Genomic DNA, 13,927 nt, shown 5'->3' with positions numbered 1-13,927 from the left:
GCCACCTCCCTCGACGCGACTTGCGGAACCGAGCGCGGCGGGCGGAAAAGGCCCGCAGGGGGCGGACCAGGACGGTCCGCCGTTTTCGCTGAGGCAGGAGGCCGAATCGAAAACCCCCGCCCGCCGCGCGGGCGCGACGGGGCGCAGCCATAGAACACCAGCCGCGCAGCGGCTATCCCTTCCCGAGCGACGGTGGAGACGAAGCGTCGAGGGAGGTGGCCGACGGCTCTTCGCGAAGCGCCCCAGCGCAAAGCGATGGCAAAGCCGAGCCCTCCCCGACCATGCGCGAAGAACCAAAAAAAAGCCCGGCTTTAGCCGGGCTTTTTCGTACTACCGATCAAACAACCTTACTGCTGAACCTGCAGCTCGGTGCGACGGTTGCGAGCGCGGCCTTCAGCCGTGTCGTTCGTGTCGATCGGGTTGTTCTTACCGTGGCCAACCGGGCCTTCCAGACGGTCGGCGCCAATGCCGTGGGCCGTCAGATAGTCGTACACGATCTTCGAGCGACGCTCGGAGAGACCCTGGTTGTACGCGTCCTTACCGACGCTATCCGTGTAACCGGCAACCATGACCTTGACCTGCGGGTAACGCTGCAGGGTGTCGACAGCCTGGTCGAGGACGCCCAGCGATTCGCTGGTCGGCTCCTGCAGGCTCGGGCCGATGTTCTTCTCGCCCTTCTTCGGACGATCGAACTTGAAGTTGACGCCACGGAGGTCGATGACGACCTTCTGCGGGCAACCGTCCGGACCGACGATCGTGCCAGCCGGCGTGTTCGGGCACTTGTCGTCGCAATCGTTCACACCGTCGCCATCGCTGTCGAGGGTGGAGCAATCCGGAGCGGCCGGAGCAACGGCAACGGGCGCAGCCGGAGCGGCCGGAGGAGCACCGAAGCGGGAAACGATCGAGAAGCCGAGGAACCAGTCGCCGTAGCCGTTGTTCTTGGAGACGGTCTTGTCGTCCCAATCGTAACGGTAGCCGGCTTCGACGCGGACGTCGGAGCTGTCGGTGATGGTCTTGGACACGCCGACGCCGAGCTCGGCGGCCGGGGACCAGCCGTTATCCGACGGGTTGTGATGGTAGCTGCCCATCACACCGGCCAGCAGGTACGGGCGCCATGCGTCCCACGCACCGGCGTAGAAACGGGCGGCAACGCCGTAGCTGTTGTTCGACCAATGGCCAACGCCATCGTTGTCGCGCTTGGTGCGGTCGGCAAAGATGTCGATCGACGCGTTGTTCGAAATGAACTTACCGAAACCCAGACCGTAGTAAACCTGACGGCTGTTGGTGTTGCGGTCCGTATCGTTGTAGTAGCCGCCAACGGTCGGTGCGATGTACCAGCGGCCGTCGTAGCTCGACGACGTGCTGCTAGCCGTGTCACCGGCAGTGTCCTGCGCGTGAACGGCACCCACGCCGCCCAGGGCCAAGCCGATCAGCAAAAACAAGCCCTTACGTTTCATCGGTGTCTCCTCATTATTGGTATTCGCGTCCGCGCTCCACCCCATACGGAAATCGCGCGTAGAACTCTTAATTCGAATCCGGGGACTTCTGCTGTCCCTCGCTTTGATACCCCTTCAACGGGCGGCGGCAGTTTAGCAAAAATCAAACAATTGAACACGTGCTAAAAACCGCCGTTCATATTCGAGTCACAGGTATTATCAGGCCGTGAAGAGTGTCATGAAATCGTGAATGGCCATCGCGTCGAGGGTTTCGGGCGAATTGGTGACCGCAAGAACCTTCTCAACCCGCTCCGCAGGCCACTGTGCACGTAGCGCGGCGTCGAATTTCTTCAACAGCACGGGGATGCCCTCGGCACGGCGCTTGCGATGTCCGATCGGGAAATCAATCGAAACTTTCTCGGTTTTGCTGCCGTCCTTGAAAAATACCTGGACCGAATTGCCGATATAGCGTTTTTCGGGATCGAAGTAATCCTTGGTGAACTGAGGATTCTCCTGAACCGTCATTTTGTCTCGCAGCGCGTCGATACGCGGATCGGCCGCCACGGCGTCGTTGTAGTCGTCGGCGGTAAGGCGGCCGAAGATCAGCGGAACGGCGACCATGTACTGGATGCAGTGGTCGCGATCGGCGTAATTGGCCAGCGGACCGGTCTTGTCGATGATGCGGACGCCCGCTTCCTGCGTTTCGATGACGATCTTCTCGATCTCGTCGATACGGTCGGCGACCTGACCGTGCAGCTGCATGGCGCATTCCACCGCCGTCTGGGCATGGAATTCGGCCGGAAAGCTGATCTTGAAGAGCACGTTCTCCATCACGTAGCTGCCGAAGGGACGCTCGAATTCGAACGCGTTGCCCTTGAAGGCCACGTCGTAATAGCCCCAGGTCTTGGCCGAAAGCGCCGACGGGTAGCCCACGACGTTCCGGTAAACGGCATTGATGGCATGGGTGACCGCCCGGCGACAGGCGTCGCCGGCCGCCCAGCTCTTGCGGGGACCGGTGTTCGGGGCGTGGCGATAGGTGCGCAGGGCGCCGTTGTCGATCCAGCTGTGCGACACGGCAGTGGTGATTTCTTCCTTGCCACCGCCGAGCATGGCCGTGGTTACGGCCGAGGATGCAAGACGGACGAGGATCACGTGGTCCTGACCGACGCGGTTGAAGCTGTTCTTCAACGCGTAGCAACCCTGGATTTCGTGGGCCTTGATGGCATAGGTCAGCACGTCGCGGACGGTCAGCGCCTTGCCGCCTTCCTTCGCGGCCTTGCGGCTGAGGTAATCGGCCACGGCCAGGATCGAACCGAGGTTGTCCGACGGGTGGCCCCATTCGGCAGCCAGCCAGGTGTCGTTGAAATCGAGATAGCGGATCTGGGTGCCGATCGCGAAGGCGGCCTGTACCGGATCGAGCTCGTGCGAGGTGAACGGCACACGCGCGCCGCCCGGCATCGTCGCGCCCGGAACCAGGGGTCCCAGGTGCTTCACGCAGTCGGGGAACTTCATCGCGAGGGCCGAACACGCCAGCGAATCGAGCAGCATATAGCGTGCGGTGTCATACGCTTCCGTCGACTCGATCTTGTAATCGGCGACGTAGTTGGCGATGTCGACCATCGGCTGGTCCGGATCCGGACGCGTGGCGGAACGGATGTCGTGTGCACTCATGGGGCTTTCTCGCGACGGGGAAAACCGCCATTTTAGCGTGTCGGCGCCATTCCGTCCTTGTGCACTGCGATGCGAACCGTGACAATGCGGCCTACTACAGCCCAAAGGGGAGTAGTTCCGGACGGCAACCCTTCGCCGTCCGTGCGCCGATCGTCATCACGGACGCCACATGCGTCCCGGTCGCCGCGCCGGTCCATCCCGGGAACGAGACTTTTGTGGCGACGACGGGGCGTGCGCTGCCCGTTGTCGCTGCATTCGTCCAGCGCATACGGGATACCGCACCATGGATTTTCTTACCGCCGAGTTCTTCTCCGGCCTTGCCGCGATCGTGCTTCTGGACCTGGTCCTGGCCGGCGACAATGCCATCGTCATCGCGCTTGCCGCGCGCAGACTGCCGCCCGCCCTGCAAAGGAAAGCCATTTTCTGGGGCACGTTCGGCGCCATCGCCCTGCGCGTATTGCTCACGTTTGCCGTGATCTGGCTGCTGAAGTTGCCGGGCCTGATGCTCGTCGGCGGCCTGCTGCTGCTGCCCATCGCGTGGAAACTGCTGCGCAGCGACGAACACGATCCGGACATCACGCCCGCCGCCGGCTTCTGGGCGGCGATCCGCACCATCGTCATCGCCGACGCCCTGATGGGCCTGGACAACGTACTGGCCATCGCCGGCGCGGCCAAAGGCCATATGGGGCTGGTGGTGCTGGGACTGGCGATCAGCGTGCCACTTGTCGTGTGGGGATCGACGCTGATCCTGAAACTGATCGAGCGCTTCCCTGTCGTCGTGTATATCGGCGCCGCCGCGATCGCATGGACCGCAGCCAGGATGATCGCGCACGACCACCTGATCGATCAGTGGTTCGACGCCCGCGCCTGGGCCCCATGGACGCTGGATGCGCTACTGGTCATCGGCATCTGCGGAGGCGGTTGGCTGATGTCGCGCCGTAAGTCCCCGGCAAACGAAGCCGCCTGACGTAACACCTGTAGTAGCCCGCTTGCGGGCTACTACAAAATTGTATGCTCCCGGTCCATACACAAAATCAGAAGCGCACGCGCACGTATGCCGCCGGACCATTGAGCTTCATATCCAGGTCCAGATCGTAGTTCTTCTTGTCCTGATGCAGCTTGACCTGCGTGTATGCGTACTCGGCACCGAAGCCCACGTTCTTCCACGGGAACCACTCGACACCCAACGCCGCATCCCAGATGTGCCCATTGAGTTTGCCGCCGCTCTTCTTCACACCCGATGCGTTGACGTACATGCGCCACTGATCGTTGAACGCATGGCGCCAGCCCAACTGCAGGTTCGGAGCCCATGCACTCGCGCTGGCGCTGGCACTGGCCGTCCCCGACTGGTTGAACTGATCGCCGACGTTGACGCTGGCCGTACCGCTGACTTTACCGCTGACCCTGTAGTAAGCCGCACCCAACCCCACACCGAAGACATCGTTGCCGGTACCGAACCACCACTTGTACGCCGCACTGCCGAAGTTGAACTTGACGTTGGCCTTCACGCTTGCGCTGGCGTCGAATGGCTGGCCAAGGAACGTAATGTCCTCGTTGATCGACCTGCCGTGACTGCGATCGATCCGGTAGTAATCGAAGCTGAAGCCCTGATGCTCGCCGATCAGAAAGTCCAGACGCGCACGCGGCACCGTCTTGCGCTTATCGAACCCAAGGTCTTTCTCGAGACTGACGTCGCCCTTCGTCGTGCGATCGGGTGTTGCCGCTCCAAGGGTCGTATCGTTGTTGGCGTAGTAACCACCCAGCCAGATACTCACGTTATCCAGTGCCGGCGACTGCGACTTCTTATCCTGTGCATGTGCGGCCGTGGCAATCATGGCCAGCGACAGAATCGTGAGGCTGGCCGTGGCCTTGCCCAGATGACGAATACGGCTTCGCATACTGCATTTCTCCCTGCATTCATGATGTTTTTGAAGAGTTTTTCCTCCAATGTCCTGGATACTAACGAGGCATCATGTGTTTGCTTCGTGCACGCAAAGAACCCGTCGCGTGAAGACGCGACAGGTTCGTTCACCGCTTCGTTCGACGAGTAACGTCGAAGAATTCCTAGTAGCTCATAGGCAGTCGCACAGTCACGGTGGTATCGGGCGTATCGCGCGTCACGCCCACACCAAGCGTCACGTTCAATGTCCGCTTGTCGCTGAATCGATACGATCCGCCGATGAGAAGCGAGCCCAGTACCGTGCGCGCGGACGCCGACAACGCCTGGCCATTCTGGGTCGTGCGACCGACGAAACTCTGGTCGTAACCGATGCTGATCGACGCCTTCTCGTTCAACGCCAGACCCATGCCGACACTGACATCGGCGATGTCGCCCGCCTTCACGTTGCCAAGAAATTGCTTGCCGGCAAGCAATACGGTGCGACTGACGTTGTTGCGCGTGAAGTTATGCAGATAGCTCAGATTGCCGAAGAATACGACCGGGTCCGACGGATACAGCCACGTCACGCCCGCCTGCGCGGAATAGAACCCCGTGCCGGTCGGCAACTCCAGCGGCAAGCCCGTACCCGTCGCATTCTGTACGCAGCGGGTAACGCAGTCGGTGGTGACTTCGAAGGGGTCTTTGCCCGTGCGCGACTTCACGCGGAACCAGCCAACGTAGTACGGCGAATCGGGACCGCCCTTATTGATCTGGTAGCGCGCCGTCGCCTCGATATCGCCAAGACCTTTTCCGCTGGACGAGAACAGGTTGTCCTGCGCGGCGCCGGTGAATATCTCGCGACTGATCGTATCCGTATGGCTGTCCACGTACGGCACGCGCACTTCGATCTCCAGGCGATTCGTCAGGCCGTAGCGGAATGCCATCGCGGCGGTCTGTGTCGTGGTTTTCACCTGACGTACGTCGATCAGGCCGATCAGGATCGCGGGAATGATGGTGTAACCGACAAGCGCGACACGATCGCTCGACGAATAACCGAACTGATACGACGGTTCGACGATCAGCTTGCCCTTGGGCGTGAGCACACCGGGCTGATCGAAGATCGGCGCGACTTCCGGCGGCCTGTCGGCTTGCTCCGGAGGCTTGCCGACAGGACGGGTCGATTGCGCAACCGTTGTCGTCGCGTCTTGTGGCGCGGACGGCGCCGCGCCGCCCTGCTGTCCCGATGCGGCAAGCGATCCGCCGCGACTTGCGTCCAGCGATTCGAGTCCGACCGCCTTGCGCAGATCGCTGAACTCCGCTTCCTGTCGCGCCAGCGCGCGCTTCATTTCCTCCAGTTCGGCGGATTGTTCCGCCACGCGGCTACGCATGGCGTCGAGCTTCTGCGACTGCGCCGCGACGCGGTCGCGCAAAGCCGGGTCGACCGGTGCGTCCGTAGCCCAGGCCGCTCCGATACACATCGGAAGACAGGCCAGAGCAAACGTACCGAGCGCTATCGTTGCGTGCGGATACCTGCCGGTCCGGTGCATACGTCAGTTTCCCCTGAAGCGAACGATCGCGTCCTGCAGATTGCTCTGGAATTGCATACCGCTGAGCATCTGCGCGCTGTTGACCGACGCGTCGATCGTAGTGGTGGCCTGGATGGCCTGGTTATCGAGCGTGTTCTGCACGACGAAAGCGGGTACGTTGAGCGACGGCACGGTCAGCGCCGGCAGTGTCGTCGTCGGAATCGTCAGACTCGCGGGCGTCGACGATGCGGCGGCCGCATGGCTTGTGGGTGCGACACCCGCTGCGGTTTGCGCAGCCGATGCCACCGCGGAGACGGCTTGCGTCGCCGCCGTGGTCGCGGCGGCGGTCGACTGTGCAGCGTTCGCGTTATTCGCGGCCGGCGTAAGCGCGGCATTGACGCTGTTGCCGCTACCGTTGGCAATCACTATCGGTCCGAAAGCCTGCGAAAGCGCCTTCGCCTGATCCGTGGTGATCTTCGAAATGTCGGGAATGCTGATGCTGTTCTGCACCTGGGTCATGCCGTTGACGATGACCGTACGTTCGAGTCCGAACGAGATTTTGAGTCCGTCGCCAAGATCGAAACCACCGCGCTCGCTCTCGAGACGCTCGTCCGAAACGGGAGTCCAGTCGTCCGCATGCGCGTGTGGTGAGAGCGCCCATGCGCCACAGCCGGCGACGATGAGAAGTGAGGTACGCCGAAGGTTCATATGTCACCAGGTCCGCGCTTGGGCATGACGATCGGAGCCAGTCCGTTGCGTTCGATGCCATCGCTGAGTGGCGCGGCCGGCGCGACCGCCCAGTCCCGGGGACTGTTGAAGATCGCGCGATCGCGCTCGTTATGAATGACGAAGACGAGGCGGCTCTTCCACATGGCTTCGAACCGCCCGCGCGACATCGAATGCGTACCGGTAGCGGGGTCGCCGACCAGTACGCGCCCGCCTTTCATGCCCTTCACCACGACGAAGTGGTGATAGCCGCGTTCGTCGATCAGCACGATGGCGGGAAGGCCCTGCTCGCCCAGCTTGTCCAGCGGCAGCTCGAAACCATCGGCCTCGAAGCCACGCGACGCGAGGAAGCGTTTGATATCGAGCAGCGAAAAGCCTTCTTTGGCGATCTTGGCGCGGTCCCCATGCGCGTACATGACATCGAATGCCGACTGTTCGTCGACGGGGTCGCCGTACTGATAAGTGAGGAGGGTCGCGACGGCTGCCGAACCGCAACTGAAGTCGTATTTCTGCCGGATCGTATTCCTGAAGCGCGCCTCCTTCAGGCTGGTCACGCGCAGGTGGTACGACGTGCCCTGGCTGCTCTGCACTTCCACATTCGCAGCCTGCGCAATCGGCGCGACGACGAAAAGTGCAAGCACGAGCAGGCCGGATCGCATTACGGTATGAGCCGTACGTTGACGATGGTCGCGTTCTGGATAAGTACGTTGTTGCCGGTGTTCTGGATCACGGTCGGCAAGCCGGCCGCGCCCTGAAAAGAATTCGCGTCGATGGCGTTCATGCCCGTTGACACATGACTGGTCTGCGTATCGCTGACGGTGCCGTCGATGGTCATGCCGTTGGTGGTGGTATCCGTTCCGCCGGACATCTCGCCGAGCGCGCTGCTCGATACGGGGGCCCCCAGGCCCGGCGCATCCTCAACGGAAGGCGGTGGCGTGGCCTGTGCGGCTCCACACGCAAGCACCATCAGACCGACAGCGACCGTCGCGGCATGACGCCGCGAAACGAAGAACGTGAACATGGCTTTCTCCCGGCGGATGGACGAAGGCCTGCGGAACGATGGTCCGTTCCGCAGGCTTCGCTGCTACATCAGTGACCGACGTTCAGATTTGCCTGCACGTTCACGCTTTGCTGCACGAGAGAAGCAGCGCCGCTGTTCTGTGCGATCACGAGTACACCCGCCGCCGCGGAGCCGGCACCTTCCATGTGGTTGGACATGTCAAAACTGCCCGCGTTGACGGAGTTCGAACCACCCGCGCCGCCCGCGCCGCCGGATGCACCGCTACCGTTACCGCCCGTCCCGGCACCGCCGCTGCCACCGGATGCGCCCGATCCTGCCGAAGCCGTCGAGGAACCGCTGGAACCGCCCGCACCCATGCCAGCGCCGCCGGTGGCGGATGCCGCACCCGATGTGCTCGCGCCGCCAGTGCTGGCGCTTGCACCGCCCGTGGCCGAACCGGTGTTGCCGTTGCGGCCGCGTACGCGTGCCAGACCGCCGTCGCCATAGCCATCGCCGCCAGATGCCGCGCTACCGGCACCCGCGTCGCCGCCGGAACCGTTGCCGGAGCCGCCCGCACCGGAGCGCGAATGAGCGTTGCCGCCATTGCCGCCGCTACCGCCGTTACCGGCGTAGCCGTCGCCGCCATAGCCATCGCCGCCGTATCCGCCATGCCCACCGGCGGCGCTACCCGTATTGCTGGCGATATTGCCGTTGCCCATGGTCGTGATGCCACTCACGGTGCCACTGAGGTTGCTTTCCGCAATCGCGTTGCTGGTGTTGAACGAATCGGAAAGGGAGGCGCTCGCCGTACCGCCGTTATTGGCCGAAGCACTGCCCTGGCCGTTGGCATAAGCGTCGCCGCTGTTGCCGCGCATGTTGCCGTTGTTCTGGTTGGAGTAATTGTCGGCCGATGAGCTTTGTGTAACTGTCGAATGACGCGATGCCGTTGGGCCGGCACCTCCGGTAATCGTATCGTCGGCCATCGCCGGGAGGGCGAAACCGATGCCAATGCAGATCGCGGTAGCGAGCAGAGTCTTGCGCATAACAATCTCCTGGGAAGCGACGCGGAACCCCTGTTTTCTCGGGAAAGTGAACGTCCTGCCAACGCTCGTTAAGCACACAAACGGAGCAATAACCGTGCCTCTCCCGTTACGAAGGGCGAAACGCCAGCGCGGAGCGGCCTGTGGCGCGGTGCGGAGCGATTCACCGGCATTCCGGCGAATGCGAAGCGTTTCATCGTTGCTACACCCCACCCTCATCCGGGCGCTGTCATGCCTTCGGAAGCGCCGCGCCCCAACGGTTTGAAGCGAATAGCCCCTAGCTGTCTCATCCGCGTTACAGGCTGCACCCCTTGCCTGCGACGAGGCTTGCGCGCATTCTTCGAACGATCGTTTGAACCCGGATGCCGACGTGCCCTATTCCCACCTGCTCGCCCCACTCGACCTGGGCTTCACAACCCTGCGCAACCGCGTGCTGATGGGCTCGATGCATACCGGACTGGAAGACAAGGCAAAGGATTACGACAAGCTCGCCGCTTTCTTCGCTGCGCGCGCGCGGGGCGGCGTCGGGCTCATCGTCACGGGCGGTATCGCTCCGAATATCGAGGGCTGGCTGAAACCGTTCTCCGGCACGATGTCGATGCCCTGGCACGTGGCACGACACCGCAAGGTGACGCAAGCCGTGCACGACGAGGGCGGGAAAATCTGCATGCAGATCCTGCATGCGGGCCGCTATGCCTACCAGCCGCTGTCGGTGGCACCGTCGAAGATCAAATCGCCCATCAGTCCATTCACGCCACGTGCGCTTTCCACGCGAGGCGTCGAGCGCAGCATCGATGCCTTCGTGCGAAGCGCGAAGCTCGCACGCGACGCCGGCTACGACGGCGTCGAAGTGATGGGTTCGGAAGGCTATCTGATCAACCAGTTCCTTACCGGCCGCACCAACCAGCGCACCGATCGCTGGGGTGGAAGCACCGAAAACCGCATGCGCTTTCCCATCGAAATCGTACGCCGCATGCGCGAGGCCGCCGGCAAGGACTTCATTATCATTTATCGCCTGTCGATGCTCGACCTCGTCGACAACGGCCAGCCATGGGACGACATTGTCACGCTGGCCCGCGCGATCGAAGCGGCCGGCGCCACCATTATCAATACCGGCATCGGCTGGCACGAAGCGCGCGTTCCGACCATCGTCACCAGCGTGCCACGCGGTGCATTCGCCTGGGTCACGCGACGTCTCAAGGGCGAAGTCGGCATCCCGCTGGTCACGACCAACCGCATCAATATGCCCGACGTAGCCGAGCGCATCCTCGCCGCCGGCGATGCGGACATGGTGTCGATGGCCCGTCCGCTGCTCGCCGATCCGGAATGGGTCAACAAGGCCAGCGCGAATCGCAGCCAGACGATCAACACCTGCATCGCCTGCAACCAGGCCTGCCTGGATCATGTCTTCGCCAGCCGTCGCGCGTCGTGTCTCGTGAATCCCCGCGCGTGCCACGAAACCGAACTGGTGATCCGTCCGGCTGCCGAGCGCAAGCGCTACGCCGTGATCGGCGCGGGTCCGGCGGGCCTGGCCTGCGCGACGACACTGGCCGAGCGCGGCCATGACGTCACGCTGATCGACCGTGCGATGCAGATCGGTGGCCAGTTCAACATGGCCAAGCGCATTCCGGGCAAGGAAGAATTCCACGAGACGCTGCGCTACTTCGGCGAGCGCCTGAAGGACACCGGCGTCACCGTGAAACTCGGGACCGACGCGGTGCCGAACGAACTGAAGGACTTCGACGGCGTTATGCTTGCCAGCGGGGTGCTACCGCGCCGGCTGGACGTACCCGGACACGACCATCCGAAGGTTCTCAGCTATCTAGATGTCCTGCTACACGACCGCGCGGTCGGCAAGCGCGTCGCCATTATCGGCGCGGGTGGCATCGGTTTCGACACGGCCGAATTCCTGACCGAACACGCGCCCTCTCCCACTACCGATATCGCCCGCTGGACGAAGGAATGGGGCGTCGACATGACCATGGCGACGCCGGGCGGCCTGATGCCCGCACAGCCCGAAGCGCCCGCGCGCGAAGTGTGGTTGCTCCAGCGCAGCGAAGGGCGGCCCGGGGCGCGACTGAACAAAACGTCCGGCTGGGTGCATCGCGCCACGCTGAAGAACAAAAAAGTCCGGATGCTTGGCGGCGTCACCTATGAACGCATCGACGACGATGGTCTGCACGTAACCGTCGATGGGCAGTCGCAGGTCCTGGACGTCGACAACGTCATCGTCTGCGCCGGGCAAGTGCCGAATCGCGAACTGCAGTCTGCGCTGGAAGCACTGGGCATCCCCGTGCATCTGATCGGCGGCGCGGACGTGGCGGCGGAGCTGGATGCGAAGCGAGCGATCGATACGGCGACGAGGCTGGCGGCGACGCTCTAGCACCCACCCCGCTCCCCGGTAAAAGGTTCGACAAAATCCACTGTGGGAGCGCGCCTTCGCGCTCCCACAAAAAGCTGAAGAAAAAACCTCAGAGCCGCGCGGCTCTTCGATCAACGCTTCTCGATCGGCACGTACGCCTGATCTTCCGGCCCCGTGTAGTTCGCGCTCGGGCGGATGATCTTGCCGTCCTGGCGCTGCTCTATGACGTGGGCGCTCCAGCCCGACGTGCGCGCGATGACGAACAGCGGCGTGAACATCGCCGTCGGCACGCCCATCATGTGGTACGCCGATGCCGAGTACCAGTCGAGGTTCGGGAACATCTTCTTCAGGTCCCACATCAGCTTCTCGATGCGCTCGGACACTTCGAACAGGCGCGGATTGCCGCCTTCCGTGCAGAGCTTTCGCGAGATTTCCTTGATGATCTCGTTTCGCGGATCGGAAACCGTATAGACCGGATGACCGAAGCCGATGATGATTTCCTTACGCTCGACGCGAGCGCGGATATCGGCGTCCGCTTCGTTCGCGTCGCGATAGCGCGCGATGATTTCCATCGCCACTTCGTTCGCGCCGCCATGTTTCGGACCGCGCAGCGCACCGACGGCGCCGGTGATGGCCGAATAAATATCCGAACCGGTACCGGCGATGACGCGCGCGGCGAACGTGCTGGCGTTGAATTCATGCTCCGCGTACAGCACCAGCGAACGATCGAGCGCGTGCGCGTGCAGTTCGCTGGGCTTGCGGCCGTGCAGCACATGCAGGAAATGTCCTGCGATCGACTCGTCGTCCGTTTCGGTTTCGACGCGCTTGCCGTTGTGGCTGAAGTGATACCAGTACAGCAGCATCGAACCGAAGCTCGCCATCAGGCGATCGGCGATGTCGCGCGCGCCGGTAATGTTGTGATCGTCCTTTTCGGGAAGCACGGTGCCGAGCACCGAGGCACCCGTACGCATGACGTCCATCGGATGCGTGGCGGCGGGCAGCAGTTCGAGCGCGCTCTTCACCGGGGCGGGCAACCCGCGCAGACGCTTCAGCTTGGCGCGATACGCATTCAGTTCGACCCAGTTCGGCAGCACGCCGTACACGAGCAGGTAAGCGACTTCCTCGAAGCAACCCTTGGCCGCGAGATCGTGGATGTCGTAACCGCGGTAATGCAGATCGTTGCCGCTGCGGCCCACCGTGCAAAGCGCGGTATTGCCCGCCGCGACGCCGGAAAGGGCGACGGACTTCTTCGCCTTGGGCAGCGTGGTTGTATCGCTCATCTTGGGAATCTCCTTGACGCGTGATCTTTACTTGCGGGAAGCATTCAGGCCTTCTTCGAGAACAACTCGTCGAGGCGACGCTCGTATTCGTGGTAACCGATGCGGTCGTACAGTTCCTCGCGCGTCTGCATCGTATCGATGACGTTGCGCTGGTGGCCGTCGCGACGGATGGCCGTGTAGACGTTCTCCGCGGCCTTGTTCATGGCGCGGAAAGCCGATAGCGGATAAAGCACGATGCCGACGCCGGCAGTGGCCAGTTCGTCGACGCTGAACAGCGGCGTCTGGCCGAATTCGGTGATATTGGCGAGCACGGGGACCTTCACCGCATCGACAAAACGACGATAGGTCTCCAGGTCGTACGCCGCCTCGGCGAAGATGCCGTCCGCACCCGCTTCGACGCACGCGATGGCGCGTTCGATGGCGGCGTCGACACCCTGCGCCGCGATGGCGTCGGTACGCGCGATAAGGAAAAAGTCCGCATCGGTCTTCGCGTCGGCCGCGGCCTTGACGCGATCGGCCATTTCTTCCGTCGTGACGATTTCCTTGCCCGGACGATGACCGCAGCGCTTCGCGCCAACCTGGTCCTCGATGTGGCAAGCGGCCGCGCCGAATTTAATCAGACTCTTCACCGTGCGCGCGATGTTGAACGCGCTGGGGCCGAAACCGGTATCGATGTCGACCATCAGCGGCAGGTCGCAGACATCGGTGATGCGGCGCACGTCGGTGAGTACGTCGTCGAGCGTATTGATGCCCAGGTCGGGAAGACCGAGCGACCCGGCCGCCACGCCACCGCCGGAGAGATAGATCGCGCGATAACCCGCTCGCTTCGCGAGCAGCGCATGGTTCGCATTGATCGCGCCGATGACCTGAAGCGGGTGTTCCGCCGCAAGCGCCGCCCTGAACCGCGCGCCCGGAGATGCAAGCTGTGCCATGGAAGACTCCGCGTAAAAGCGGACATTTTAGCGCAGTAGCCAACCTTCCCACTCGCTGCGCCGCGTCATGCGGCA

The 13,927-nt window shown here is 62.8% G+C and carries 12 protein-coding genes; 2 read left to right on the top strand and 10 right to left on the bottom strand.

The genetic code is table 11. The annotated features are described in order from the left end of the window. Positions 1-347: 347 nt before the first annotated feature. Together AC3IR3_RS05475 and AC3IR3_RS05470 are read right to left on the bottom strand one after the other, a co-directional pair. Positions 348-1,457 (bottom strand): OmpA family protein, encoded by a 1,110-nt coding sequence (locus AC3IR3_RS05475; RefSeq protein WP_132147217.1) that lies wholly within the window; start codon positions 1,455-1,457, stop codon positions 348-350. Between the two features lie 198 nt (positions 1,458-1,655). Next, positions 1,656-3,107, bottom strand: coding sequence for a bifunctional 2-methylcitrate dehydratase/aconitate hydratase (locus AC3IR3_RS05470; protein ID WP_489195965.1), 1,452 nt, complete (start codon positions 3,105-3,107; stop codon positions 1,656-1,658). A 283-nt stretch (positions 3,108-3,390) separates the two neighbouring features. On the opposite strand from AC3IR3_RS05470, the gene AC3IR3_RS05465 reads away from it, so the two are divergent. Then, complete coding sequence (locus tag AC3IR3_RS05465; RefSeq protein ID WP_489195964.1) at positions 3,391-4,074, top strand: TerC family protein; 684 nt, start codon at positions 3,391-3,393, stop codon at positions 4,072-4,074. Between the two features lie 67 nt (positions 4,075-4,141). Here AC3IR3_RS05465 and AC3IR3_RS05460 read toward each other — a convergent pair whose 3' ends face one another. The 6 genes from AC3IR3_RS05460 to AC3IR3_RS05435 form a co-directional block, all read right to left on the bottom strand. Beyond that, on the bottom strand, positions 4,142-5,005 hold the full coding sequence (locus tag AC3IR3_RS05460; RefSeq protein WP_489195963.1) for a hypothetical protein: 864 nt from the start codon (positions 5,003-5,005) through the stop codon (positions 4,142-4,144). Between the two features lie 166 nt (positions 5,006-5,171). Then, positions 5,172-6,533 carry an autotransporter outer membrane beta-barrel domain-containing protein gene (locus AC3IR3_RS05455; protein WP_489195962.1) on the bottom strand — a complete coding sequence of 454 codons (1,362 nt, stop codon included), beginning with the start codon at positions 6,531-6,533 and terminating at the stop codon, positions 5,172-5,174. 3 nt (positions 6,534-6,536) lie between these two features. Further along, on the bottom strand, positions 6,537-7,220 hold the full coding sequence (locus tag AC3IR3_RS05450) for a hypothetical protein (RefSeq protein ID WP_489195961.1): 684 nt from the start codon (positions 7,218-7,220) through the stop codon (positions 6,537-6,539). Then, positions 7,217-7,897: a C39 family peptidase gene (locus AC3IR3_RS05445; RefSeq protein WP_489195960.1), complete on the bottom strand. Its 681-nt coding sequence runs from the start codon at positions 7,895-7,897 to the stop codon at positions 7,217-7,219. The genes AC3IR3_RS05450 and AC3IR3_RS05445 overlap by 4 nt, the downstream gene beginning before the upstream one ends. Next, positions 7,897-8,259, bottom strand: coding sequence for a hypothetical protein (locus AC3IR3_RS05440; protein WP_489195959.1), 363 nt, complete (start codon positions 8,257-8,259; stop codon positions 7,897-7,899). The genes AC3IR3_RS05445 and AC3IR3_RS05440 overlap by 1 nt, the downstream gene beginning before the upstream one ends. A gap of 68 nt (positions 8,260-8,327) precedes the next feature. Then, a complete protein-coding gene (locus AC3IR3_RS05435; RefSeq protein ID WP_489195958.1) occupies positions 8,328-9,281 on the bottom strand; it encodes a hypothetical protein in 954 nt (317 codons plus the stop codon). 367 nt (positions 9,282-9,648) lie between these two features. Here AC3IR3_RS05435 and AC3IR3_RS05430 point away from each other — a divergent pair, with 367 nt between their 5' ends. Further along, positions 9,649-11,661, top strand: a complete 2,013-nt coding sequence (locus tag AC3IR3_RS05430; RefSeq protein WP_489195957.1) for an FAD-dependent oxidoreductase — start codon at positions 9,649-9,651, stop codon at positions 11,659-11,661. 110 nt (positions 11,662-11,771) lie between these two features. Here AC3IR3_RS05430 and prpC read toward each other — a convergent pair whose 3' ends face one another. Together prpC and prpB are read right to left on the bottom strand one after the other, a co-directional pair. After that, positions 11,772-12,920, bottom strand: a complete 1,149-nt coding sequence (prpC, locus tag AC3IR3_RS05425; protein ID WP_489195956.1) for a bifunctional 2-methylcitrate synthase/citrate synthase — start codon at positions 12,918-12,920, stop codon at positions 11,772-11,774. Between the two features lie 44 nt (positions 12,921-12,964). Beyond that, positions 12,965-13,852 (bottom strand): methylisocitrate lyase, encoded by an 888-nt coding sequence (prpB, locus tag AC3IR3_RS05420; RefSeq protein WP_489195955.1) that lies wholly within the window; start codon positions 13,850-13,852, stop codon positions 12,965-12,967. Between the last annotated feature and the right edge of the window lie 75 nt (positions 13,853-13,927).

Source organism: Luteibacter sp. GL_149, from assembly GCF_057834065.1.
The sequence above is the reverse complement of the archived record's forward strand: the minus strand, read 5'-3'. Positions and strand labels throughout refer to the sequence as shown.

Bases quoted from the DNA above. Each gene is read 5' to 3' on its own strand.
- AC3IR3_RS05475 (WP_132147217.1), bottom strand. From the start codon at position 1,457: ATGAAACGTAAGGGCTTGTTTTTGCTGATCGGCTTGGCCCTGGGCGGC.
- AC3IR3_RS05470 (WP_489195965.1), bottom strand. From the start codon at position 3,107: ATGAGTGCACACGACATCCGTTCCGCCACGCGTCCGGATCCGGACCAG.
- AC3IR3_RS05465 (WP_489195964.1), top strand. From the start codon at position 3,391: ATGGATTTTCTTACCGCCGAGTTCTTCTCCGGCCTTGCCGCGATCGTG.
- AC3IR3_RS05460 (WP_489195963.1), bottom strand. From the start codon at position 5,005: ATGCGAAGCCGTATTCGTCATCTGGGCAAGGCCACGGCCAGCCTCACG.
- AC3IR3_RS05455 (WP_489195962.1), bottom strand. From the start codon at position 6,533: ATGCACCGGACCGGCAGGTATCCGCACGCAACGATAGCGCTCGGTACG.
- AC3IR3_RS05450 (WP_489195961.1), bottom strand. From the start codon at position 7,220: ATGAACCTTCGGCGTACCTCACTTCTCATCGTCGCCGGCTGTGGCGCA.
- AC3IR3_RS05445 (WP_489195960.1), bottom strand. From the start codon at position 7,897: ATGCGATCCGGCCTGCTCGTGCTTGCACTTTTCGTCGTCGCGCCGATT.
- AC3IR3_RS05440 (WP_489195959.1), bottom strand. From the start codon at position 8,259: ATGTTCACGTTCTTCGTTTCGCGGCGTCATGCCGCGACGGTCGCTGTC.
- AC3IR3_RS05435 (WP_489195958.1), bottom strand. From the start codon at position 9,281: ATGCGCAAGACTCTGCTCGCTACCGCGATCTGCATTGGCATCGGTTTC.
- prpC (WP_489195956.1), bottom strand. From the start codon at position 12,920: ATGAGCGATACAACCACGCTGCCCAAGGCGAAGAAGTCCGTCGCCCTT.
- prpB (WP_489195955.1), bottom strand. From the start codon at position 13,852: ATGGCACAGCTTGCATCTCCGGGCGCGCGGTTCAGGGCGGCGCTTGCG.